Origin of the sequence: Allomuricauda sp. NFXS6 (assembly GCF_040148835.1) — a bacterium.
Taxonomy (GTDB): domain Bacteria; phylum Bacteroidota; class Bacteroidia; order Flavobacteriales; family Flavobacteriaceae; genus Flagellimonas.
Genome location: NZ_JAGEMG010000002.1, coordinates 62,791 through 82,492 on the forward strand (window position 1 = coordinate 62,791; position 19,702 = coordinate 82,492).

A 19,702-nucleotide genomic window follows, 5' to 3' on the forward strand; every position below is an offset into this window, starting at 1 on the left:
TAATGAAGTTATTAAGATTATTTGTCCTTGTTATTTCCCCTTTATTTTTAAATGCGCAAAAGACTGTTGGCGATGATAAAAACCCGATACAATTTCTTGTGGGAACTGAATATAGAATAACTCCCATATATGGTTCAACTATTTTGTCGAAAAACGCATCCTTTACAAATATTGACACTCAAAATTCTGGAATAGCTTTGAACTTAGGTTTAGAGTACGAAATTATCAAAAATTTGGGTTTGGGTTTTTCCAATGGTTTTAGATATGATATGGTTATAGCTCAACGACCGGATGGTGACAATGCTATAAATGCAGGAACAATAGACTATAAACTTATTGTTGATTATCATCTATATCTAGCTTATACATATAACATTTTTCCTAGAGGGGATATTTTTGTCAATGCTGGAATTTCACTGCTAAACACCAATACAGATTTTACCATTAAGGAAATTGATCAATATGGTGAAGGGTTCTACATTTCTGAATTTAGTTTTTTTGCCAATAGAATCTCCATTGGTTTTCAATCTTTAAAAAGTAGGATCTACTTAGGTGTGTACGTGTCAAAAACAACCGACTATTTTGATGTGACAACTTCTTTTATGATACCCCACATTGGCTTCAGCTATAATCTTGCAAGGTTGTAGCTGAGAATATAAAAATGGGATGGAAAAGATTCTTTTTTAAGATATGAAACATATTTTAAAGCTCCTACTGATTCTACCATCTTGCATAATAGCTAAATACAACTCAAGAGAGAAAAACTTCTTTCTCAATTTAGGTGCTGAATATAGAATCACGCCTATTCATAAATCGGGGGACCAAGCAATTGCCACAAATTTTTTAATCCTGATTTACAAAATGTTGGCCCTGTACTAAATATTGGAGTTGATTATTATTTTACTCAAAATTTTAGCGTAGGATTCAAAACCTCTGTTCGGTATAATTTGATAACGACCCATATCGATGAAACATCTTCAGAAACAGAGCGGGGACTAATGTTCGGCTATCATTTTGGTTTGAACTATCACTTTCAAGTTTTTAAAAAAGGAGATTTGTTGGTCAATGCAGGTCTTAGCTTGCTCAATCGAAATAGTGAATATGCTCGTAGCGAACCTAATTTCAATGAAGAAGGAGAGGTCGTCGATTCAACCACCTCTATTGAAAACTATAATTTTAGTGCAAACAAAATTTCCGTTGGTTACGGAAAAGGCAAATCAAAAATAATGATGGGTATTTACCTATCTCTAAACACAAAGTACTTTGATGGGAAGACTACTTTTATTGTTCCGTTTTTAAGTTACAGCTTTGATGTAGCCAAACTTTGATTTCAATCAATCCAACTTCTCCGTCAATTTCTCAAAAACCTTTTTCGGGTTCTTGTTTTTGTAGAGCACTTGGTACACGGCGTTGATAATTGGAGTTTTGGACTTCTTTTGTAGTTTTTCCATCAAATTATGGGCGCTTTGGGTGGCATAATAGCCTTCGGCCACCATGTTCATCTCCATCATAGCGCTTTTTACGGTGTAGCCCTTCCCGATCATGTTCCCGAACATACGGTTTCTACTAAAAGTGGAATATCCCGTCACCAATAAGTCACCCAAATAGGCCGATGCGTTGATGTTGCGCTTCATTTTGTACACACGGTCAATAAAACGCTTCATTTCGCGGATGGCGTTGCTCATCAACACACTTTGGAAATTATCCCCGTACCCGAGTCCGTGCGCAATACCTGCAGCAATGGCATAAATATTTTTCAGCATGGCCGCATATTCCGTACCGATAATGTCGTCCGATATTTTGGTGCGGATATAATCGCTCTTTAGGTGTTTCGCCACCATCTTCGCCTTGTCGGCATCCGCGCATGCAATGGTTAGGTAAGATAGCCGCTCCAAGGCCACCTCTTCCGCATGGCAAGGTCCCGTAATCACCCCGATATTTTCAAAAGGGATGTCATATTTCTCATTAAAATGTTCTCCGACAATACGGCCGCTTTCGGGAACAATCCCTTTAATGGCCGAAAAAATGATTTTATCCTTGAGTGAGGCCGTCAACTGCTGAAGCTCCCTATCCAAAAAAGCAGAAGGAATGGCAAAAATGAGCACGTCTGATGCTTCCACCACCTCGTTGATGTCAAAACTCATCGCAAGTTGGTCCACATCAAACTCCACAGAACTCAGATAGTTGGGATTGTGCCATTCTTTTTTAATATGTCGGATGGCAGAATCACTCCGCATGTACCAATTTACTTGGTCTAAATTCTCCGTCAACATTTTTACGATAGCCGTTCCCCAACTTCCACCTCCAAATACTCCAAACGTAAGCTTGTCTTTCATGCATCCAAATTATGGTGTAAAGCTAAAAAATAAAATCATCAGCTTGTTTTAAATTGATTATCAAAGGGTTAAAAAATTTGGCACAGTGCTTGGTTTACGTAAAGAGAACTTTAAAACCTCGATTATGAAAAATAGAAAATTACTTTTTGGAATTTTGTTCATTGGTCTATTGGCCAGTTCTTGCTATACCGAGGTTATTGTGGAAGATGATCTGATCACAGAGCCACCGATCAATACCACTTTGGTTTTGAAATCGCACGACCTTTGGTATGTGGATATTAATGAAACCCGAGGGAACGGCGAAGTACCATTTTTGCAACGTGCGTTCACCATTTCTTTTGATAGGGGCATCGTTTATGCCAACAATAATCTTTCAGGATTGGGCAAAACGGGCAACGGATTGGGAATAGATGTGGGTGCCTACGCAACCTATAGCGGACAAGTGGAAATAGACCACGATGTGGATGGTCTTTGGTTGATGGAGGTTTTTGCTTTGGACAACAACACTTTGGAATTGTACGATTCCCGTTCCGATACTTCTTATATTTTGGAAGGTTATCAAAGAAACAACTTTGATTATGATATGGTATTCTATGATAACATCCATTACTTTTTGCAAGAATACCAAGTTTGGGAGAAAACCTATACCAGCGAGGTGCGTGCCTTGAACGAGTTTGATGAAGAAAACTATTTGCAGTTTTTTGCCGATGGGGATGGCTATTTCAGGTCGTCGGTCGATAGCAGGGGAATTCCATTGAGCAGCATTCAATGGGACTACCAAGGCGATTATGAAGTGTTTGATGTGGCCAATGATGCCACCTTGAAAACTTTAACACTCGATTATGACTTCTTGGGCAATGATTATTTTGAGTTGTACGTTATCAATGATAGTACCATAGAATTGTATCATGTATCCAGTGGAACGGTATATGAATTCACGGGAAGAGGATACATTCAATATTTGAAATCAAGTGACGGAACAGGTAAAAAACGTTCAAAAACCAACAATGCTGTAATGAACGTAACCCGTCAACGAAATATGTAAGGAAGAACATTTTAGTTCGACTATACAAACAGTTTTTTTGGTTGGTTATTTAGTTAAGAACCGCCCTGGGCAAACTAGCTCGGGGCGGTTCTTTTTTTAGCGGTTTCTTTTTTTGTAATCCGAAGGATTTTCGCCGCTTATCTTTTTAAACGTCCGGTTGAAGTAGGACAAGCTTTCAAACCCACATTCGTAGCAGGTTTCTCCAATATTCTTGCCTGTCAACAACATTCGTTTGGCCTGCGTAATGCGATATTGGTTCAAAAAGTTGGTAAAGGTACTCCCCGTGTTTTTTTTGAAATACCTACAAAAAGCCTCTTTCCCCAGATTGATGGATGCCGCAATATCCTTCAACGCTATTTTTCTGGAATAGTTCTCGTCGATATAGGAATATACCTTTTGCAAACGTTCTTGTTGCTTGTTGGCTTTGTTGTTTATAATCGGATTGTCGTGCAAAAGAATATATTCATCACTCTGGGTCAAAAGTTTGAGCAGTTGAAGGATTTTCAGCAATTGATCAAACCGGTTCATCCCCTGCAATTGTTTCATAAGGGAACCCACTGTTTTTTTGGTTTCACCGTAAAAAGCCATGCCATGCTGAGACCTATCCAACAGTTCATACACATCTTCCAGCTCTTGAATCTCGGTAAAGACCTTCTCTTTGAACGAAGCGCTGATGTGCAAGACCTCCTTATGGTACTCCGTTTTGATGCCGTGATCAAAGTTCAAATGGGGAATGTTGGAACCGATCAGTACAAGGTCGCTTCCCTTGAAATTGGAAATATGACGTCCCACATGACGCTTCCCGTTGGCCCCTTCAATATAGACCAATTCAAACTCGGGATGAAAGTGCCAGAAAAAGAGGTCGTTCAACTTTGGGTTATGCAATAAATGAAAGGAACTCTTATCGTTGGGTTGTATGTTTTCCAGTTGGATTTTCATCTTATTGCTTTAATGTGACCAAAAATAAGAAGTAAAAATCAAAATAGTTCAACTATTGGTCAATGTTAGGGTGGAAACCCCCATGCACTTCCACTAGTTTTGATTGATACATAATTCATAAAGCAGAGCACAATGATGCAGCAACACACAGAGATGGCCAACAAAGCCCATGAGGCCATACCCGGAAATCCATCCACAGCCACTAGTAGCAAAACAAAACTCAACGATAGATTCAACGGCAAACCGCTACGAGTGCTGTCCGAGGAGGACTGGGCATTTTGGATAGAAAATGGATACATCGTAATCAAAAATGCCGTTCCAAAGGAACAGGCCAAGGCGACCGCCGATTTTTTATGGGAGTTTGATGAAAAGGACCCGAACGACCCCGACACATGGTATGCTCCCCCACGAGCGGAGATGAAGATGAAAGAACTCACCGGAACGGGTATGGTGGAAGTGTACAATCACCAACATTTGTGGAACAACAGACAGACCCCAAAAGTGTACGATGCCTTCGTGGATATTTGGGGCACCGAAAAGCTTTGGGTAACCATCGACCGCGCCAATTTAAATATACCGCAACGCCCAGGCGAGAACAAAAAGGGCTTTATCCATTGGGACTACGACCCCGAGACAAAACCACAAAATGTGCAAGGGGTTCTCGCCCTTGCCGATCAAATGGACGAAAACATAGGCGGATTTCAATGTATTCCATGGCTGTACCGAAACTACGATACGTGGAAGCAGACACAGCCCGAAGATCGTGACCATTTTCAACCTGATATCACAGGGTTGGAGGACAAAATCGTGAAGGTAAAATTGGAAGCTGGAGACTTGCTGATATTTAACAGCACCCAACCGCATGGTATTCGGCCCAACAAATCTGGCCACAAAGTGCGGATAGCACAGTACATTTCCATGATGCCCGCCGAAGAGGACAATGAAGAAATGCGGCAATGGCGCATCAATTCATGGAAAAATAGGATTGCCCCCGAAGGTTATGCTTTTCCGGGAGATCCACGAAAATGGGAACAGACCAAATACGATACTGCCAAATTAAGTCCACTTGGAGAAAAGTTATTGGGACTCACTAACTGGTAGATTATCAAATCCTTAAAAATTTTCTAGCGATTAGGGTCTTGCATTTAATAATGTTATTTTTGCCCGCTTCAAGAAAGAAGCTATGAAAAAGTACCTCAACCTTTTTGATTTTTCACAGAAAGTAAATTATCGCACGGAAGTTTTATCGGGCCTAACCGTTGCACTTGCTTTGGTGCCCGAAGCCATCGCCTTTGCCTTTATTGCAGGTTTATCCCCCCTAACAGGGTTGTACGCCGCATTTGTTATAGGGTTGGTTACCTCTATTTTGGGAGGTAGACCCGGTATGATCTCTGGTGCTACCGGTGCCGTGGCCGTGGTCATCGTGAGTTTGGCCCAGCAATATGGAGTGGAATATGTGTTTGCCACCGTAATTCTCGCAGGAATCATGCAGATGCTGGCTGGGGTGCTTCGACTTGGAAAATTGATGCGTTTGGTGCCGCACCCCGTAATATTTGGATTTGTGAACGGTTTGGCCGTAATCATTTTTATGTCGCAGATGAGCCAATTCCAAACCGTGGATGGAGAATGGTTGAGCGGAAGCACCTTATATATTTTCTTGGGCTTGGTACTTTTGACCATGGTGGTTATTTGGGGGCTCCCTAAATTGACCAAAGTGATTCCAGCATCTTTGGCAGCCATCCTTTTGGTCTTCGGAATCGTATTTTTCTTGGGATTGGATACACGAACTATTGGCGATATTGCATCCATTCAAGGAACATTCCCTCCTTTTCATATTCCCGACCTTCCTATTACTTGGGAAACGTTACAGATTATATTTCCTTTCGCCGCGATCATGGCGGGTGTTGGCTTGATTGAAAGTCTTTTGACCCTAAATATTATTGACGAAATTACCGAAACCCGTGGTCGTGGAAACAAAGAAGCTATAGCACAGGGAACAGCAAATATTCTTTCTGGTCTTTTTTCCGGTATGGGAGGTTGTGCCATGATCGGGCAGAGTTTGATCAACACCTCCAATGGGGCAAGAGCACGACTTTCCGGAATTGTTGCTGCCTTGATGCTTTTGGTATTCATCATGTTCGGCTCCAGTTTGATTGAAAAAGTACCTATGGCCGCGCTAACCGGTCTGATGATCATGGTGGCTTTGGGCACCTTTGAGTGGGCCAGCCTAAAAACTTTCCGCCGTATGCCAAAGTCTGATGTTTTGGTGATGGTACTCGTAACTTTGGTAACTGTATTCCTCCACAACTTGGCCTTGGCCGTTTTGGTTGGGGTGATTATTTCCGCACTCGTGTTTGCTTGGGACAATGCCAAACGTATCCGGGCTAGAAAAAGCATTGATGACGAAGGCGTGAAACATTATGAGATATATGGTCCGTTGTTTTTTGGCAGTACCACTTTGTTTGCCGAAAAGTTTGATGTACTTAACGACCCAGACGAAGTAGTGATTGACTTTAAAGAAAGTAGGGTGGTGGACATGTCCGCTATTGAAGCTGTGAACAAAATGACGGAGCGCTACCGTAAAGTGGGCAAAAAAGTACACTTAAAGCACTTGAGCCGTGACTGTAGGCGACTATTGGCCAATGCCGACGATATTATCGAGGTCAACGTTTTGGAAGATCCTACCTATAAGGTTGTGGTGGATTAGGATTCAACCCTACTCTTTGGTTTTACCCAAAAACACATTTACGTTAGGATTTTGTGGATTGCCATTGGCTCGACGCATCAATACAATTTGGCCCGTATGGTGAATGCAATCCGCAAGCATGCCATTGATCAAGTTCCAATAGGGGAACTCGGATGTTCGCTCTCCCTGTTTGAATATAACCTTAAAATGCTCCATTTCTTCAGAAGTTTTGCCCAAAACTTTCTCGCTGGCAGCCTTTAAGTTGTTCAGGGTAAGTAAACGGAGTTCCTCATACGAGAACTTTTGGGGGTTCGTAGGTCTCTCATACGGCTTGGCATCTGGTGCCAATAAAATATTGTTGGACATCACGTAAATATGCTCCATGGTTTCAAAAACAGAACGACCATCTTCAGAAGGTCGGAACGCCAAGTCCTTTTCGGTGAGTCCTTCTGTCGCCCAGTAATACCGGAACCCCAATCCATCTATCATCCTGGAAATTAGGTTTCCAGGGCTATAATTGGCAGGGTAATCATGGATTTCTTTATAGGGCAGTTCCATTTGTTGAGCTTGAATTTTGATTTGGAAAGCCAAAATAACAAAAAGTAGCACAAAGAATCGTTTCTCCATAATCAATCCATTTTTTTGAATACCAACAAGTTTTCCTCTGATGGGTTGGAGAGGTAAAGCCTATTATTCTCCAATTTATAGGATGTACTTGCTTGGAGAGCAGACAGGAACTCATTTTCCTTATCCATGCTTGGGCAGGCCATTCGGGTAGAGGCCACTTGGGTAAACCGCAGCAAATCCTCTTCGTAAAAAATGCCCCCCGTCATTCGGTTGCAGCCGGAATACCCGGAAAATCTATTGTTGTTGATGTTGATTTCCATATTGGGTAGATCCCTACCGCCAAATTCTTCCTTGGAAACCGCATTGCCGTTCATGGCTTCCAATACCCAAATATCGTGGAGCCTGTAATCGGTGATATAGGAACCACAGCCTTCGTACACTTTGGTCTCATCCTCAGCTGTATTTTTATACGATACGGTTACGGTATAAGGAAATACTTCGCCGGACATGGCATTGGTGCATTCCTTGTTCGATATGATGACGTCCATCTGAGTGGCCTCTGTTTGGATGCGGAACATTTTGATGTTTCCATCCTGTGCTTTAATGGCTTCGGATGGGGGAGTGGTAATGGTATCTTCCATGGTTTGCAGCTCCACCTTATCCTTAAAAAATTTAAGTCCCCAAAAGGGTTCTGTTCCTGTAGCTTTAAAATAGCTTCCATCGATTTTCATGGCAATGGGCTCCATTTCACGTCTTTTTTCCTCTGTTTTAATAGTGTCGGTTGTAATTTCTTCTGATGCTTCGGTAGCTTCAGGTTCCGCAGGTTCTTGCTTTTTCTTTTCAATACAGCCGAAAATTAGCAATGCTGCACAGCTTATAGTGACTAATTTTTTCATGGGTTTACTTTTTTGAATCGCATCATCGGTACTTCGCCAACCAAAAGATTGAGTTTGCCATCTTCCAAGGAGTACCCATCTATTTTCTTCATCATTTCCAAGAAATGGCGTTCACTGCCACCACAGAACATCATGGTCGTTGGTCCCGGGTCGCCGAAGGCTATAGTGTTTTCGGCCAGTTCGAAATCGGCAGAGTATCCGTTGCAACTATCGGTTCCTGTTACTTTACCGGATTCTTTATTAAAGGTGATTTGTGGTTTTTTTTCAGGAAAAAGACCATCAAAAGCAATTCGCGGTCCTGAAATATATTCCAGTTCCCAAGTGGTGCCGTACAATTTTTCTTCGTTGGATGTTGTACCATCGCAGGATGCTGTCAAAAGTACTGCGGAGAAAAGCAGGATGATCGAGGTTTTCATTTTACAGCAGTTAATGGTTAATGTTCATGTAAAATACTAAAAAATTGGATGAAGCACTCAATCCGTTGCCTTGTTACATTGATAAAAATGCGCTTTCTATTGGGTTCTTTTGCTCCAGACCTCATAAATGGGACTTCCCTTGCTGCTCAAACCTGAGTGATGCCAATCACCGTCTTTTAACTCATAATTGAACTCCAAACTTGCACCAACCCTAGAATCGTCCCTCGAAAAGAAACCTATACTTTCGGTGTACTTGCCATTAATCGTGGTGTATGTGCCGCCACCAGTTCCCATAAACTGTTTGGTTTCTGTGTTATAAGCAATCCATTGAAAACGGGTTCCCGATAATATTTTCATAGTTTTTCTTGGCCCAGAGGTGTCGCGCCTTACAATTTTACCGTCTCGTTCTCTGCCCGATATCAACCAAGCACCAAAAAGGTCTCCTGGAGATCCATTGTCAATTCGTGACCAATTCATTCCGCCCAATTCAAGGACATTGTTTTTTATGGCGTATGATTTGGATTTGGTTTCCCCGACCAATCCAGGCTCTTCGTTGGAAAATTCGTAAGAGAGGTTGATTGTTTCACCATTTGAGATATAGCTGCCCCCTTTGGTCCCTAAAAATTTTCCATCGCCTTTTACATAAATGGCTTCTGAAAAAAAGCCGTCTGTAAAGGTTAGGGTGTGTTCAGTTTGGATTCCTTCATCATTGGATGCCACGGTGAGCCATGCACCATCTAAATCTTGTCCGTGTAAAAATGGAACAAACAACATACAGATGGCTATCAGTGATTTTTTCATGGTTAAATGTTTTTCTAGTAAGATAAAAAAAAGCTGCTGTTTTATTGCAAAACAGCAGCTTTTACCTATAAATAGGTTGGTTTTTAGAGCGTTCTTAGGTACTCGGCAATATCTCTGGCCTCGTCTTCGCTTAAATTTTGGTTCAGCATTATGGCGTTGTTGTATTCTTTCAACAAAGCTTTGGCGATGGGGTCTTCTTTCAACATGCCATCAGGATTTAGTATCATATTCATTACCCATTCAGGGCTTCTTCTGTCGTAAACACCTTTTAAAGCTGGACCGATCATACGTTGGTCGACCATATGGCAGGCAACACAAATAGCTTCAAACTTAGCCTTTCCGCGTGCGGCCATTTCATCATTGATCTCATCGGGAAATTCCAAGTCGGTTATGGGTCCAACACCTTTGTTGTCTAAATCCACAGGAACACCTTCTTTAGCTTCCACTTTGGTATCTTCAGTTTTGGTGCGGCTCACTTCAAAACCATCTTTCTTTTCTTCTTTTTTACCGCCGCAGCTCGCTATCAAGGCACCCAGGGCCAAGAACATTACAATTTTTTTCATTCTATTTCTATTGAAGTTTGTATGTGTAATCCAAGGTACTAATATAGGTAATTAGGCATTAATATTTCGAGTGTTTTTTGTTTTGTACCTCACAAGAGTTCGCCAAAAAGCTTGTTTAAATGGAGTCAAAGAAGCTCAAAGCCTGCTTTTCCGTATAGGTGATATTGTTTTTGCCCCAAAAACCAACGTGACCGCCATAGTTCGGCATTTCTAGAAACAACTTGGCGTTTTTATCGGTTTCCTTTACGGGATAACATTCAGGACCCAAAAAGGAATCATCCTTGGCATTGATGATGAGGCACGGAACTTGAATATGGGGTAAAAATTGTAGGGAGCTCGATTTTTTATAATAGTCCAATGCATCTTCGAAACCATGGGCCTGACTGGTGTAGATGTCATCAAAATCTTTCAGGGTCTTTATTCTTTTGATGTCGGCATCGCTGATTTTTTCGGGAAACAGCTGTTGTTTTTGCCGCAGTTTACCCAAGAGGTTGCCCTTGAACCTGATCGCGTACAATATATTTTTTGGGCTGAGCAATTGCTGGCAGGAATCGTTGAGATTGCAGGGCACAGATATGGCAACGGCTCCTTTAAGTTCCTTAGGAACGTTGTTTCCTTCCCCTAAATATTTGAGCAATAGGTTGCCCCCCAAACTAAAACCCTTCAAATAGATCTCGGAGTAATTCTTGGTGTTCAGAATATGGTCAAGCACTTCAATTAAATCCTCTGTGACCCCGGAATGATAGGAACGGTACATTTTATTGGGTTCACCACTACATCCACGGTAGTTTACTGCACAGGCATCGTACCCATTTTGGTTGAGGATTTTGGCACTTCCGGTAATGTAAGGGCGTTGGGCATCTCCTTCAAGACCATGCAGCAACACGACCAATTTTTTGGTCGGAGTTGACGAATCGCTCCAGTCCAAATCCATAAAATCACCATCGGAAAGTATAAGACGCTCCCTTTTTTGCACCACGCCGTTTACGGACCGGATAATGCCGGAATAAATCGTAGCAAAGTGGCCATTTCTAAAAAGAATAGGAGGAGTGTAATTGGAATTAAGTTGGGGCATTGGTTATTCCTTTGGGTAGGTTTTTAAAAGTTGGGCCTGCTCTTCTACCGCTGTTTTGAACCCATCCTTCAAATTTCCAACAAGTTTGGATACGGGCAGAACGTCACCTATCGTGGTTACACCTTGGCCAGCGGACCAAATCGTTTTCCAGGCCTTGGCTTCCGTGTCCAACTCCTTGCCAAAATCAATTTTGGTATCTTTTTTCAAATCTTCTTCGGAGATGCCTGCTGCTTGCAAACTAGCGGCCAAGAAATTGGCGTGAACGCCCGAAATGGCCGCAGTGTAAACCACATCGCTTGCACCGGCATCAATGATCATTTTTCGGTACTCCTCCGTTGCTTTGCTTTCTTCCGTGTTGATGAATCGAGTACCCATATAGGCAAGGTCTGCCCCCATCTGCAATGCAGAAGCAACATCCCTTCCCGTACTGATGCATCCGGACAAAATAATGGTCTTGTCATAGAACTTTTTCACTTCTGCGATCAAGCTCATTGGATTGATGGTGCCTCCATGCCCGCCTGCTCCCGCAGACACCAAAATAAGTCCGTCCACACCTGCTTCCGAAGCTTTTTCCGCGTGTCGCTTTTTTATGATGTCGTGAAAAACCAGACCACCATAACTGTGAATGGCATCCACAACCTGACTCACGGCACCAAGTGAAGTGATCACCAAGGGAACTTGATGTTTGACACAAAGCTTTACATCGGCCTCCAGTCTTGGGTTTGTTGGGTGTACCACTAAATTTACCCCAAAAGGAGCTGCTTTTTTACCAGTTTCCTCTTCAAATGCCTTTAATTCGGATTTTATCTGGATGAGCCACTCCTCAAAACCTTCACTTGTCCTTTGGTTTAGGGCAGGAAAGGTTCCCACGATACCATTTTTGCAACATTCCACTACCAATTTTGGCCCTGATATCAAAAACATAGGGGCAGCAATTACGGGAAGTGATAAATTTTGGATGAATTCAGCTTTTTGGCTCATGGGTCTCGTGTTAAACTATGTTTAAAAATAGGAACAATTCTTCTTCTACATGGGAATCAGTTACCAAAACTATGGTATTTTTACAACTCTTATGCATGCATAACAAAATAACCCACTATGTTTTTTAAAGAATTTGAGATTAGATGGAGCGATACGGACGCTAATCGACACTTGGCGAATTCTGCCTATATAAATTTTATGAGCCATACCCGAATGGCATATTTGGGGCTGCTCGGCTTTAACCAAAAAAGTATGTCGGCCCACAATATCGGTCCTGTAGTGTTCTACGAGCACGTGTATTATTTTAAAGAAGCATTTCCGGGAATGCCGGTAAGGGTTTCGTTGGAGTTTATTGGAATGAGCAAGGATGGAATGTTCTTTGAGTTTAGGCACAATTTTTATGACCATAAAGGCAAAAATTTTGCCCGTTGTGAAATGATGGGGGCCTGGATCGATTTGAAAAAAAGAAAACTTACAGGTTTGCCGAATAAATTCCTTGAAGCATTTGAATCGATGGAAAAAGCCGAAGACTTTAAGGTTTTGACCAAAGAAGATACCCGTAGGTACGCACAAGTACCTAAGGATATCGAAATTCTATAAATTCTTCAACCTCGAGGGTACCCGAACCAGGTAGGGGAAGTTGTGATCAATTTTCCAGAGATGATTTCATCCAGCCAGCGCTCGTACCAATTCAAAAAGTGTATGTCTTCGGAAAACTTTGGCGGTGATAGTTCACCTCGGTCCAAATTAATGATCATGCCTCTATAAGGACCGTTCAAAACCAAAGCGTGGATAAAGGAACATCCTTGCGAACCTATGGGCAATATGCCGCCGTAAAGGTTTCCGTTCAGTTCCTCATAATCTTCGTCCGAGATGTCATCCTCGTAAAGGTGTTCTAATTTTTTGTCCCATTCTGTTTGAGAAATATTTGGATGTAGCACACACTTATTTTTTAGATAAAGCTCAACTTTGCCGTGAATCAAGTCATCTATATGGTGTCCAAAAGGATAAATCCCAAAAAAAGGCCCTGCACCGGAACATAAATAAGACCTTCCACCATTTCCTATGTTCAGTAGAAAGGATTTATAGCAATCAGGCAGTTCGACTCCATAATTTTTTTCGAATGCATCAACATCCGAAATAGTTACTGGGGAATGGATTTCATACCGATGGTTGCCTGCTCCAAACACGCTAAAAAGTTCATCGAACTCTTTGGCCTCTTGAAGCTTCTTTTTGATACGTTGGATTTGTAGGGCATAATCTTTCATAGTTGTCCTTTAAAAAGGAAAACTACACAATCGAACTATGAAAAGATATGGTGAATTGATGGATGGGTCTTTCTTTTTGACGGAAGCCCGATTCTAATCAACATCAAGAAATGCGTTTGGGCTTTTTACTGGCCAAATAGACTCCTGCCAATACAAAAAGCATAGCTACAATTTTAACCAAAGTAAGTTCATCTTTACCCGAAAAAAGGGCGAAAAGAATGCCTACAAGGGGCTGCATATATACGAAAGCCCCTACGGATGAAGCCTTGAGCTGCGTGAGTGCAAAAATGTTGAACAAATAGGTCAAAAAGGTGGTTCCGATCACCACAAAGGCAATTGCGCCAAAGGCCCAAATGGGCAAGGCGGACCATTGTATTTCCAATGCTTCGGGCAGTGTAAGCGGCAGATTTATTATTATGCCGATAGTAAACAACCATTTCATCAAAGTGAAGGGGTGATATTTTTCAATCAGCTTTTTTACAACAACAAGGTAAGCACCATAGGAAGTCGCATTTATAATAAATAAAAAGTTTCCTAAAGGTATATTGGGCGCATTTTGCCGGTTTTCCGCCCCAAAAAGAATGAGTCCTATCGCTCCCACAAAGCCCAAAAAAATGCCCAGCCCTTTGTTCACGGTAATTCTCTCTTTTAAAAACAGTGCTGAAACAACCACCACAATAATAGGAATGATTGTTACCAAAACCGCACTGTTGATGGGAGTTGAAAGTTGTAGCCCCTTAAAAAAGGAAAGCATATTTATGGACATGCCCAAAAGGGCACAAACCAACATTCTGCCCCAGTCCCGCTTTTCAATTTTTTCCTTGGGGCCAGAAAAGGAAATCAACCAAAAAAGAAATGCAGCTCCCCCCACTCTTAAAAATATAAACCCAAAGGGTTTAACGTGCACGGGCATAACCCCTTTGGCCACGGTGTGGTTTATCCCGTATATAACGGTAGCACCTATGGCGGCCAGAATGGCCAAGGTTCTTTTGCTCATGAATGCAGGGCTTCCTTGGTGGCTTCCACAGTTTTTTTGGAATTGCCCACAAAAATTTGGTCATCCACTAGGGTTACGGGTCTTTTTAAAAAGGTATAGTGCTCTAAGATCAAGTCTTTGTAATCGCTTTCGGAAAGTTCTTTTTCATGCAGTCCCCTTTGGCGGAAAAGCATGGCTCTTCTACTAAAAAGTGATTCGTAACTTCCGCTGAGCGCCGCCATTTGTTCCAATTGTTCGGGGGTAATGGCTTCGGCTTTTATTTCTTGAAGTTCCACATCATCCAAAGGTTCCAATTCTTTAAGGATACGTTTGCAGGTGGAACAACTGCCCAAATGGTATATTTTCTTCATGCGTATGGTGTTGGATGGACAAAGGAAGTTAAAAATCCATCAAAACACATTATGAACCTGTAAAATCAACAGCTTTTAAGAGTAGTGTTTGTTTTTTGATGATGAATTAATCAGGCTCGAAGAACACTTTTTCCAGATTTTAGGGCTAGTTTTAGGTGAACCAATTGCTGTGCTATGGAAAAAACATTTGACATTCTTCTAAAAAACAGAAAAATACTCTACAATTTTTTACGAAATACCCCAAAGGAAGATTTGTTTCGAATTCCTGAGGGTTTTAACAATAACATTTGGTGGAATATTGCCCACGTGGTGGTTACGCCACAATTGTTGATGTATAAATTGAGCGGTTTGGATTTTACCATTGAAGAAGAGTTGGTCAACAAGTACAAAAAAGGCACTTTTCCCAATGGGGAGCCCTCCGAAATGGAAATGGAGAAAATATCGGCCTATCTTTTCAGTACTGTAAAACATATTCAATTGGATTACGAACATGGGAAATTCCAGAATTTTCAAGAGTACATGACCACTCCAAAAATTGGTTTGAGCAGTCCAGAGGATGCTTTGTCCTTTAATGTTTTTCATGAGGGACTCCATTTGGGTGCCATCTTGGCCATTAAGAGGGCATTGGCAAAAGCCTAGGAGTTTCTACATCTCAAAAACTACTGGTTTTTTGATGCTTGATTTTTATGAGAACCTAACTCAATGAAAATCAGTTATATTTGTTTGCCAGAATTTAAGAACCCAAATCTTAGTCAAAATGAAACACTGCTATTTATGCTGTGGGGTCCTGTTGGCACTCCTTATCGTTCCTTTTCAAAATGCATTGTCGCAACGCGGAAATCTTTCTTTGGGCTTGGTACCCACTTATAAAACAGATGGTTACGGGATACAGATCAATGCAAACCATTACCATAGCACTACTGATTTTATGCAAGTATCCTTGGTGGCGACTTTTTCTACAGAAAAACCAAATTCGGGCGTGGAGTTTCCGTACGAGGATTATTTGTTCGGTCTGGGGTACTTTACCACTATTTTAAGTTCTCCCAAACGGGGTCTCTTCTTTTATTTTGGTGGAGGGCCTTCTGTAGGGTACAAATACATTAATGATGGTAAGACTGATTTTCCCTTTGACGCCCCTAGTAATGCAGAGAGCAGTTTTATTTATAGAGGTTATGCCTCTTTTGAGATGGATTTTTATATTTCCGACCGTTTTTCCTTGATTGTTCCCATTAACGGGTACTACCACTTTAATAGTGACCTCAACGACTCCACGCTATTATTGGCAGCCGGGCTTCGCTACTACTTTAAATAGATGGAAACCCTAATTTTTTACTTTTCGTTTTAGGTACGGATTGATTTCGCTGTAGGGTAAAATCAACTCAATGGGCCCATCGGCGTAGGAGGCTACTTCGTATTGATTGTAAATCAACTTTAACCCATCTTTGGTGTACCCTATATTGTCAGCTAAGTGGAACATATCATCCTCGAACATAAAACCCGTAGCATTGATGTTGCCAACCCGAGGTATATTCTCCTGTTCACGAAACTTGGTCTCGGTATAGCCCGCAAATCCTTCCAAATCATCAAAAAGTTCCCAGTTTTCCAGTTCAGCGCCGCTTTTTTTATCAAAATTTAGATAGGAAGTAGAAGCATATCCGTGGGCGCCGCCTGTAAACGAGTATGAATTCAGCATCAACGTGATGATGTTTTCGTCCTCATAAATCGCTTCGCCGTCTATGGTAGCTTCCCATTGCACTTCATCGGGAAATTTGGTTTTTAGCTCTTTGTAGCTATCGGTAAATGATTTAATCGCTTTGTCCGCACTATCAATGGTTTCGTCTTCGGTAAAAGATAAAACACTGATGATTTCCTCTCGCAATGCCCTATTAATGGCTTCTGAAACTTTGGAATCGTCCAACGCATGGGGAATATTGATTTCGATTTTGGGGCAACTGTTGCAGTTTTCACCCAACAACTGGGTTGGTTCAAAAGTAAGTTTACTCTCTGTTTGGCAACCTATCAAGAAGATCAAAAACAAAATGGGGCCAAGGTATTTTTTCATAGATCGAGGTTTTGGGTCATCAAAAATAATACTTCGGAAAGATAACGATACATTTGTATGAAGATAGTTTCAACATGGGCAAAAAAGAGTTAAAATTCAACAGTAAAGCGATTCACGGAGGACAGCAACCCGATGTTGCATACGGAGCGGTAATGCCCCCGATTTATCAAACTTCCACCTATGCACAGCCCAGTCCTGGAAAACATAAGGGGTATGAATATTCCAGAGGCGCGAACCCTACGAGAGCTGCTCTGGAGCGTGCGGTGGCCAGTTTGGAAAACGCTGACTTTGGGATGGCTTTTAGCAGCGGAATGGCCGCTATTGATGCCGTGATGAAGTTATTGGGGCCAAACGACGAGGTAATCTGTACAAGGGATTTGTACGGGGGCAGCTACCGACTTTTTAAAGGCGTTTTTGAAAAATTTGGTATCAATTTTCGGTTTTCGGAGATGGTGGACATGGAAGAATTGGCTTCACAAATTAATAAGAACACCAAATTGGTTTGGTTGGAAACGCCCACAAACCCCATGATGAACATTGTGGATATTGAAGCGGTATCAAAAATTACGAAAGAGCATGGGTTGTTGTTGGCGGTGGACAACACTTTTGCAACACCGTACCTGCAGCAACCATTGGATCTGGGCGCCGATATTGTGATGCATTCCGCTACCAAATATTTGGGAGGACATAGCGATGTAATAGTGGGCGCCTTGGCGGTAAGCGATGAACAATTGGCCGAGCAACTGTATTTTATCCAAAAATCCAGTGGAGGCATCTGTGGGCCCATGGACAGCTTTTTGACCCTGCGTGGCATAAAAACGCTTCATGTGCGTATGCAAAGACATTGCGAAAATGCGGAATTGATTGCCAAATATTTGGAGAATCATCCTAAAATTGATACTGTATACTGGCCGGGCTTTGAATATCGCCCCGACCACGAGGTGGCCAAAAAACAAATGAGGGGATTTGGAGGCATGATTTCCTTTGTGCCAAAAGGCGAAAGCTACGCTGACGCTATAAAAATTGTTGAGAACCTTAAACTTTTTACCCTAGCCGAATCGTTGGGAGGTGTCGAAAGTTTGGTGGGCCACCCAGCAAGTATGTCGCATGGAAGTATTCCAAAGGAGAAACGCCAAAAAAACGGCCTTGTCGACGGGCTGATCAGATTAAGTGTCGGCATAGAGGACGCAGACGATTTAATTGCAGATTTGGATCAGGCCCTCAACTGACATTATTTGAAAAATTTATAAAAAATAAATATTCAAATTATTGAAATAGTATAATTTTGCCTTCAAATTCATAATTCAATAAAAAATACTTTTCATTAGCGAAAAGACAATTAATTTTAACCCATATATATGGAAGAAAAAATAAAAGTGTTTATGGATGAGGTGATTTCCAGAAATGGACATGAACCCGAATTCATACAAGCAGTACAAGAGGTAGCGGAAACCGTGATACCTTACATAGCCCAAAATGATATTTACTATGGGAAAAATATTCTTTTGCGTATGGTGGAACCAGAGCGATTGATTTCGTTTCGTGTGGCATGGATAGATGATGATGGCGAAATCCATGTGAACCGTGGCTATAGGGTTCAAATGAACTCTGCCATTGGACCTTACAAAGGAGGACTTCGTTTTCACCCTACCGTAAATGCCAGTGTACTAAAATTCTTGGCTTTTGAACAAGTATTCAAGAATAGTTTGACCACTCTGCCCATGGGTGGAGGAAAAGGAGGATCGGATTTTGATCCAAAAGGTAAATCCGATGACGAGATCATGCGTTTTTGCCACGCTTTTATGACAGAGCTGTGCCGACATATCGGTCCAAACACCGATATTCCTGCCGGTGATATTGGCGTAGGAGCCCGTGAAATTGGATTCCTTTTCGGGATGTACAAAAAAATCCGTAATGAGTTCACCGGGGTATTGACCGGTAAAGGGTTGTCTTGGGGAGGATCATTGATCCGTCCCGAAGCAACAGGTTATGGTACGGTGTATTTTGCCGATAGCATGTTAAAGACCAAGAACGAAACTTTTGAAGGGAAAAAGGTAGTGATTTCAGGTTCCGGTAACGTGGCGCAATATGCTGCAGAAAAAGTATTGCACCTTGGAGGCACCGTTTTGACACTTTCCGATTCGGGAGGATTTATCTATGATAAAGACGGTATTGATGAAGGAAAACTCGCCTATGTAATGGAGTTGAAGAACAACAAACGAGGAAGAATTTCCGAGTATGTGGATAAATATCCATCGGCAGAGTTCCACAAGGGAGAAACACCATGGAAAATTGCTTGCGATATAGCATTACCATGTGCTACGCAAAACGAACTGGATGGCGATGCGGCCCAAACCTTGATAAAAAACGGATGTATTGCCGTGGCGGAAGGAGCCAATATGCCCTCAACCCCGGAGGCAATCCACGCCTTCCACGATGCAAAGATTTTGTTTGCTCCAGGGAAAGCCTCCAATGCAGGCGGTGTGGCCACTTCAGGATTGGAGATGAGCCAGAACTCATTGCGCATTAGCTGGACCAGGGAAGAAGTGGACAAACGTTTGAAAGGAATCATGTCCGATATCCACGATTCTTGTGTGGAATATGGAGAGGAAGACGGGTATTGCAATTACGTAAAAGGAGCCAATATTGCCGGCTTTGTCAAGGTAGCAGATGCTATGTTGGCCCAAGGGGTGATATAATATAAACCATCGTTGTATGGT

General features: G+C 41.9%; 23 protein-coding genes. 10 read left to right on the forward strand and 13 right to left on the reverse strand.

The window, feature by feature from the left end:
• Positions 1-2 precede the first annotated feature (2 nt).
• Together J4E06_RS03590 and J4E06_RS03595 are read left to right on the forward strand one after the other, a co-directional pair.
• The gene (locus J4E06_RS03590; RefSeq protein WP_349522672.1) at positions 3-647 is read left to right on the forward strand and encodes a hypothetical protein; all 645 of its coding nucleotides are present in this window, start codon (positions 3-5) and stop codon (positions 645-647) included.
• Positions 648-947: 300 nt separating this feature from the next.
• On the forward strand, positions 948-1,328 hold the full coding sequence (locus J4E06_RS03595) for a hypothetical protein (protein WP_349522673.1): 381 nt from the start codon (positions 948-950) through the stop codon (positions 1,326-1,328).
• Positions 1,329-1,334: 6 nt separating this feature from the next.
• Here J4E06_RS03595 and J4E06_RS03600 read toward each other — a convergent pair whose 3' ends face one another.
• The gene (locus tag J4E06_RS03600; protein ID WP_349522674.1) at positions 1,335-2,336 is read right to left on the reverse strand and encodes an NAD(P)H-dependent glycerol-3-phosphate dehydrogenase; all 1,002 of its coding nucleotides are present in this window, start codon (positions 2,334-2,336) and stop codon (positions 1,335-1,337) included.
• A 124-nt stretch (positions 2,337-2,460) separates the two neighbouring features.
• Between J4E06_RS03600 and J4E06_RS03605 the strand changes: the two genes are divergently transcribed.
• Positions 2,461-3,381 carry a nicotinic acid mononucleotide adenyltransferase gene (locus J4E06_RS03605; protein WP_349522675.1) on the forward strand — a complete coding sequence of 307 codons (921 nt, stop codon included), beginning with the start codon at positions 2,461-2,463 and terminating at the stop codon, positions 3,379-3,381.
• A 96-nt stretch (positions 3,382-3,477) separates the two neighbouring features.
• Here the strand turns inward: J4E06_RS03605 and J4E06_RS03610 are convergent, their stop codons facing one another.
• Positions 3,478-4,320 carry an AraC family transcriptional regulator gene (locus tag J4E06_RS03610; RefSeq protein WP_349522676.1) on the reverse strand — a complete coding sequence of 281 codons (843 nt, stop codon included), beginning with the start codon at positions 4,318-4,320 and terminating at the stop codon, positions 3,478-3,480.
• 132 nt (positions 4,321-4,452) lie between these two features.
• Between J4E06_RS03610 and J4E06_RS03615 the strand changes: the two genes are divergently transcribed.
• Positions 4,453-5,421, forward strand: coding sequence for a phytanoyl-CoA dioxygenase family protein (locus J4E06_RS03615; protein ID WP_349522677.1), 969 nt, complete (start codon positions 4,453-4,455; stop codon positions 5,419-5,421).
• Positions 5,422-5,503: 82 nt separating this feature from the next.
• Positions 5,504-7,027 carry a SulP family inorganic anion transporter gene (locus J4E06_RS03620; RefSeq protein WP_349522678.1) on the forward strand — a complete coding sequence of 508 codons (1,524 nt, stop codon included), beginning with the start codon at positions 5,504-5,506 and terminating at the stop codon, positions 7,025-7,027.
• 9 nt (positions 7,028-7,036) lie between these two features.
• On the opposite strand, the gene J4E06_RS03625 is transcribed toward J4E06_RS03620, so the two are convergent.
• The 7 genes from J4E06_RS03625 to J4E06_RS03655 form a co-directional block, all read right to left on the reverse strand.
• Positions 7,037-7,633, reverse strand: a complete 597-nt coding sequence (locus J4E06_RS03625; RefSeq protein WP_349522679.1) for a DinB family protein — start codon at positions 7,631-7,633, stop codon at positions 7,037-7,039.
• Between the two features lie 2 nt (positions 7,634-7,635).
• Positions 7,636-8,469 (reverse strand): META domain-containing protein, encoded by an 834-nt coding sequence (locus tag J4E06_RS03630; RefSeq protein WP_349522680.1) that lies wholly within the window; start codon positions 8,467-8,469, stop codon positions 7,636-7,638.
• On the reverse strand, positions 8,466-8,885 hold the full coding sequence (locus J4E06_RS03635; protein ID WP_349522681.1) for an META domain-containing protein: 420 nt from the start codon (positions 8,883-8,885) through the stop codon (positions 8,466-8,468). Before J4E06_RS03635 ends, J4E06_RS03630 begins: the two co-directional genes overlap by 4 nt.
• A gap of 96 nt (positions 8,886-8,981) precedes the next feature.
• The gene (locus tag J4E06_RS03640; RefSeq protein ID WP_349522682.1) at positions 8,982-9,686 is read right to left on the reverse strand and encodes a membrane or secreted protein; all 705 of its coding nucleotides are present in this window, start codon (positions 9,684-9,686) and stop codon (positions 8,982-8,984) included.
• Positions 9,687-9,769: 83 nt separating this feature from the next.
• Complete coding sequence (locus tag J4E06_RS03645; protein WP_349522683.1) at positions 9,770-10,249, reverse strand: c-type cytochrome; 480 nt, start codon at positions 10,247-10,249, stop codon at positions 9,770-9,772.
• Between the two features lie 115 nt (positions 10,250-10,364).
• Positions 10,365-11,324: a YheT family hydrolase gene (locus J4E06_RS03650; RefSeq protein ID WP_349522684.1), complete on the reverse strand. Its 960-nt coding sequence runs from the start codon at positions 11,322-11,324 to the stop codon at positions 10,365-10,367.
• A gap of 3 nt (positions 11,325-11,327) precedes the next feature.
• The gene (locus J4E06_RS03655; protein ID WP_349522685.1) at positions 11,328-12,305 is read right to left on the reverse strand and encodes an NAD(P)H-dependent flavin oxidoreductase; all 978 of its coding nucleotides are present in this window, start codon (positions 12,303-12,305) and stop codon (positions 11,328-11,330) included.
• Positions 12,306-12,422: 117 nt separating this feature from the next.
• Here J4E06_RS03655 and J4E06_RS03660 point away from each other — a divergent pair, with 117 nt between their 5' ends.
• Positions 12,423-12,905, forward strand: a complete 483-nt coding sequence (locus tag J4E06_RS03660; RefSeq protein ID WP_349522686.1) for an acyl-CoA thioesterase — start codon at positions 12,423-12,425, stop codon at positions 12,903-12,905.
• Between the two features lie 5 nt (positions 12,906-12,910).
• Here the strand turns inward: J4E06_RS03660 and J4E06_RS03665 are convergent, their stop codons facing one another.
• From J4E06_RS03665 to J4E06_RS03675, 3 genes are all read right to left on the reverse strand, one after another.
• Positions 12,911-13,573 carry an SMI1/KNR4 family protein gene (locus J4E06_RS03665; RefSeq protein ID WP_349522687.1) on the reverse strand — a complete coding sequence of 221 codons (663 nt, stop codon included), beginning with the start codon at positions 13,571-13,573 and terminating at the stop codon, positions 12,911-12,913.
• 103 nt (positions 13,574-13,676) lie between these two features.
• Positions 13,677-14,570, reverse strand: coding sequence for a DMT family transporter (locus tag J4E06_RS03670; RefSeq protein WP_349522688.1), 894 nt, complete (start codon positions 14,568-14,570; stop codon positions 13,677-13,679).
• Positions 14,567-14,920, reverse strand: a complete 354-nt coding sequence (locus tag J4E06_RS03675) for an arsenate reductase family protein (RefSeq protein WP_349522689.1) — start codon at positions 14,918-14,920, stop codon at positions 14,567-14,569. Before J4E06_RS03675 ends, J4E06_RS03670 begins: the two co-directional genes overlap by 4 nt.
• 174 nt (positions 14,921-15,094) lie before the next feature.
• Here J4E06_RS03675 and J4E06_RS03680 point away from each other — a divergent pair, with 174 nt between their 5' ends.
• Complete coding sequence (locus tag J4E06_RS03680; RefSeq protein ID WP_349522690.1) at positions 15,095-15,559, forward strand: DinB family protein; 465 nt, start codon at positions 15,095-15,097, stop codon at positions 15,557-15,559.
• Positions 15,560-15,677: 118 nt separating this feature from the next.
• A complete protein-coding gene (locus J4E06_RS03685) occupies positions 15,678-16,232 on the forward strand; it encodes a conjugal transfer protein TraO (RefSeq protein ID WP_349522691.1) in 555 nt (184 codons plus the stop codon).
• A gap of 9 nt (positions 16,233-16,241) precedes the next feature.
• Here J4E06_RS03685 and J4E06_RS03690 read toward each other — a convergent pair whose 3' ends face one another.
• Positions 16,242-16,982, reverse strand: a complete 741-nt coding sequence (locus J4E06_RS03690) for a DUF3298 and DUF4163 domain-containing protein (protein WP_349522692.1) — start codon at positions 16,980-16,982, stop codon at positions 16,242-16,244.
• A 74-nt stretch (positions 16,983-17,056) separates the two neighbouring features.
• Between J4E06_RS03690 and J4E06_RS03695 the strand changes: the two genes are divergently transcribed.
• Entirely contained in the window at positions 17,057-18,211 is a 1,155-nt protein-coding gene (locus tag J4E06_RS03695) for a trans-sulfuration enzyme family protein (protein WP_349522693.1), read from the forward strand.
• Positions 18,212-18,340: 129 nt separating this feature from the next.
• Positions 18,341-19,681 (forward strand): NADP-specific glutamate dehydrogenase, encoded by a 1,341-nt coding sequence (gene gdhA, locus J4E06_RS03700; protein ID WP_349522694.1) that lies wholly within the window; start codon positions 18,341-18,343, stop codon positions 19,679-19,681.
• Positions 19,682-19,702 lie beyond the last annotated feature (21 nt).

Bases quoted from the DNA above. Each gene is read 5' to 3' on its own strand.
- J4E06_RS03680 (WP_349522690.1), top strand. From the start codon at position 15,095: ATGGAAAAAACATTTGACATTCTTCTAAAAAACAGAAAAATACTCTAC.
- J4E06_RS03610 (WP_349522676.1), bottom strand. From the start codon at position 4,320: ATGAAAATCCAACTGGAAAACATACAACCCAACGATAAGAGTTCCTTT.
- J4E06_RS03690 (WP_349522692.1), bottom strand. From the start codon at position 16,982: ATGAAAAAATACCTTGGCCCCATTTTGTTTTTGATCTTCTTGATAGGT.
- J4E06_RS03660 (WP_349522686.1), top strand. From the start codon at position 12,423: ATGTTTTTTAAAGAATTTGAGATTAGATGGAGCGATACGGACGCTAAT.
- J4E06_RS03615 (WP_349522677.1), top strand. From the start codon at position 4,453: ATGATGCAGCAACACACAGAGATGGCCAACAAAGCCCATGAGGCCATA.
- J4E06_RS03650 (WP_349522684.1), bottom strand. From the start codon at position 11,324: ATGCCCCAACTTAATTCCAATTACACTCCTCCTATTCTTTTTAGAAAT.
- J4E06_RS03655 (WP_349522685.1), bottom strand. From the start codon at position 12,305: ATGAGCCAAAAAGCTGAATTCATCCAAAATTTATCACTTCCCGTAATT.
- J4E06_RS03670 (WP_349522688.1), bottom strand. From the start codon at position 14,570: ATGAGCAAAAGAACCTTGGCCATTCTGGCCGCCATAGGTGCTACCGTT.
- J4E06_RS03620 (WP_349522678.1), top strand. From the start codon at position 5,504: ATGAAAAAGTACCTCAACCTTTTTGATTTTTCACAGAAAGTAAATTAT.
- J4E06_RS03645 (WP_349522683.1), bottom strand. From the start codon at position 10,249: ATGAAAAAAATTGTAATGTTCTTGGCCCTGGGTGCCTTGATAGCGAGC.
- J4E06_RS03685 (WP_349522691.1), top strand. From the start codon at position 15,678: ATGAAACACTGCTATTTATGCTGTGGGGTCCTGTTGGCACTCCTTATC.
- J4E06_RS03675 (WP_349522689.1), bottom strand. From the start codon at position 14,920: ATGAAGAAAATATACCATTTGGGCAGTTGTTCCACCTGCAAACGTATC.
- J4E06_RS03665 (WP_349522687.1), bottom strand. From the start codon at position 13,573: ATGAAAGATTATGCCCTACAAATCCAACGTATCAAAAAGAAGCTTCAA.
- gdhA (WP_349522694.1), top strand. From the start codon at position 18,341: ATGGAAGAAAAAATAAAAGTGTTTATGGATGAGGTGATTTCCAGAAAT.
- J4E06_RS03630 (WP_349522680.1), bottom strand. From the start codon at position 8,469: ATGAAAAAATTAGTCACTATAAGCTGTGCAGCATTGCTAATTTTCGGC.
- J4E06_RS03600 (WP_349522674.1), bottom strand. From the start codon at position 2,336: ATGAAAGACAAGCTTACGTTTGGAGTATTTGGAGGTGGAAGTTGGGGA.
- J4E06_RS03640 (WP_349522682.1), bottom strand. From the start codon at position 9,686: ATGAAAAAATCACTGATAGCCATCTGTATGTTGTTTGTTCCATTTTTA.
- J4E06_RS03625 (WP_349522679.1), bottom strand. From the start codon at position 7,633: ATGGAGAAACGATTCTTTGTGCTACTTTTTGTTATTTTGGCTTTCCAA.
- J4E06_RS03635 (WP_349522681.1), bottom strand. From the start codon at position 8,885: ATGAAAACCTCGATCATCCTGCTTTTCTCCGCAGTACTTTTGACAGCA.
- J4E06_RS03605 (WP_349522675.1), top strand. From the start codon at position 2,461: ATGAAAAATAGAAAATTACTTTTTGGAATTTTGTTCATTGGTCTATTG.
- J4E06_RS03590 (WP_349522672.1), top strand. From the start codon at position 3: ATGAAGTTATTAAGATTATTTGTCCTTGTTATTTCCCCTTTATTTTTA.
- J4E06_RS03695 (WP_349522693.1), top strand. From the start codon at position 17,057: ATGGGCAAAAAAGAGTTAAAATTCAACAGTAAAGCGATTCACGGAGGA.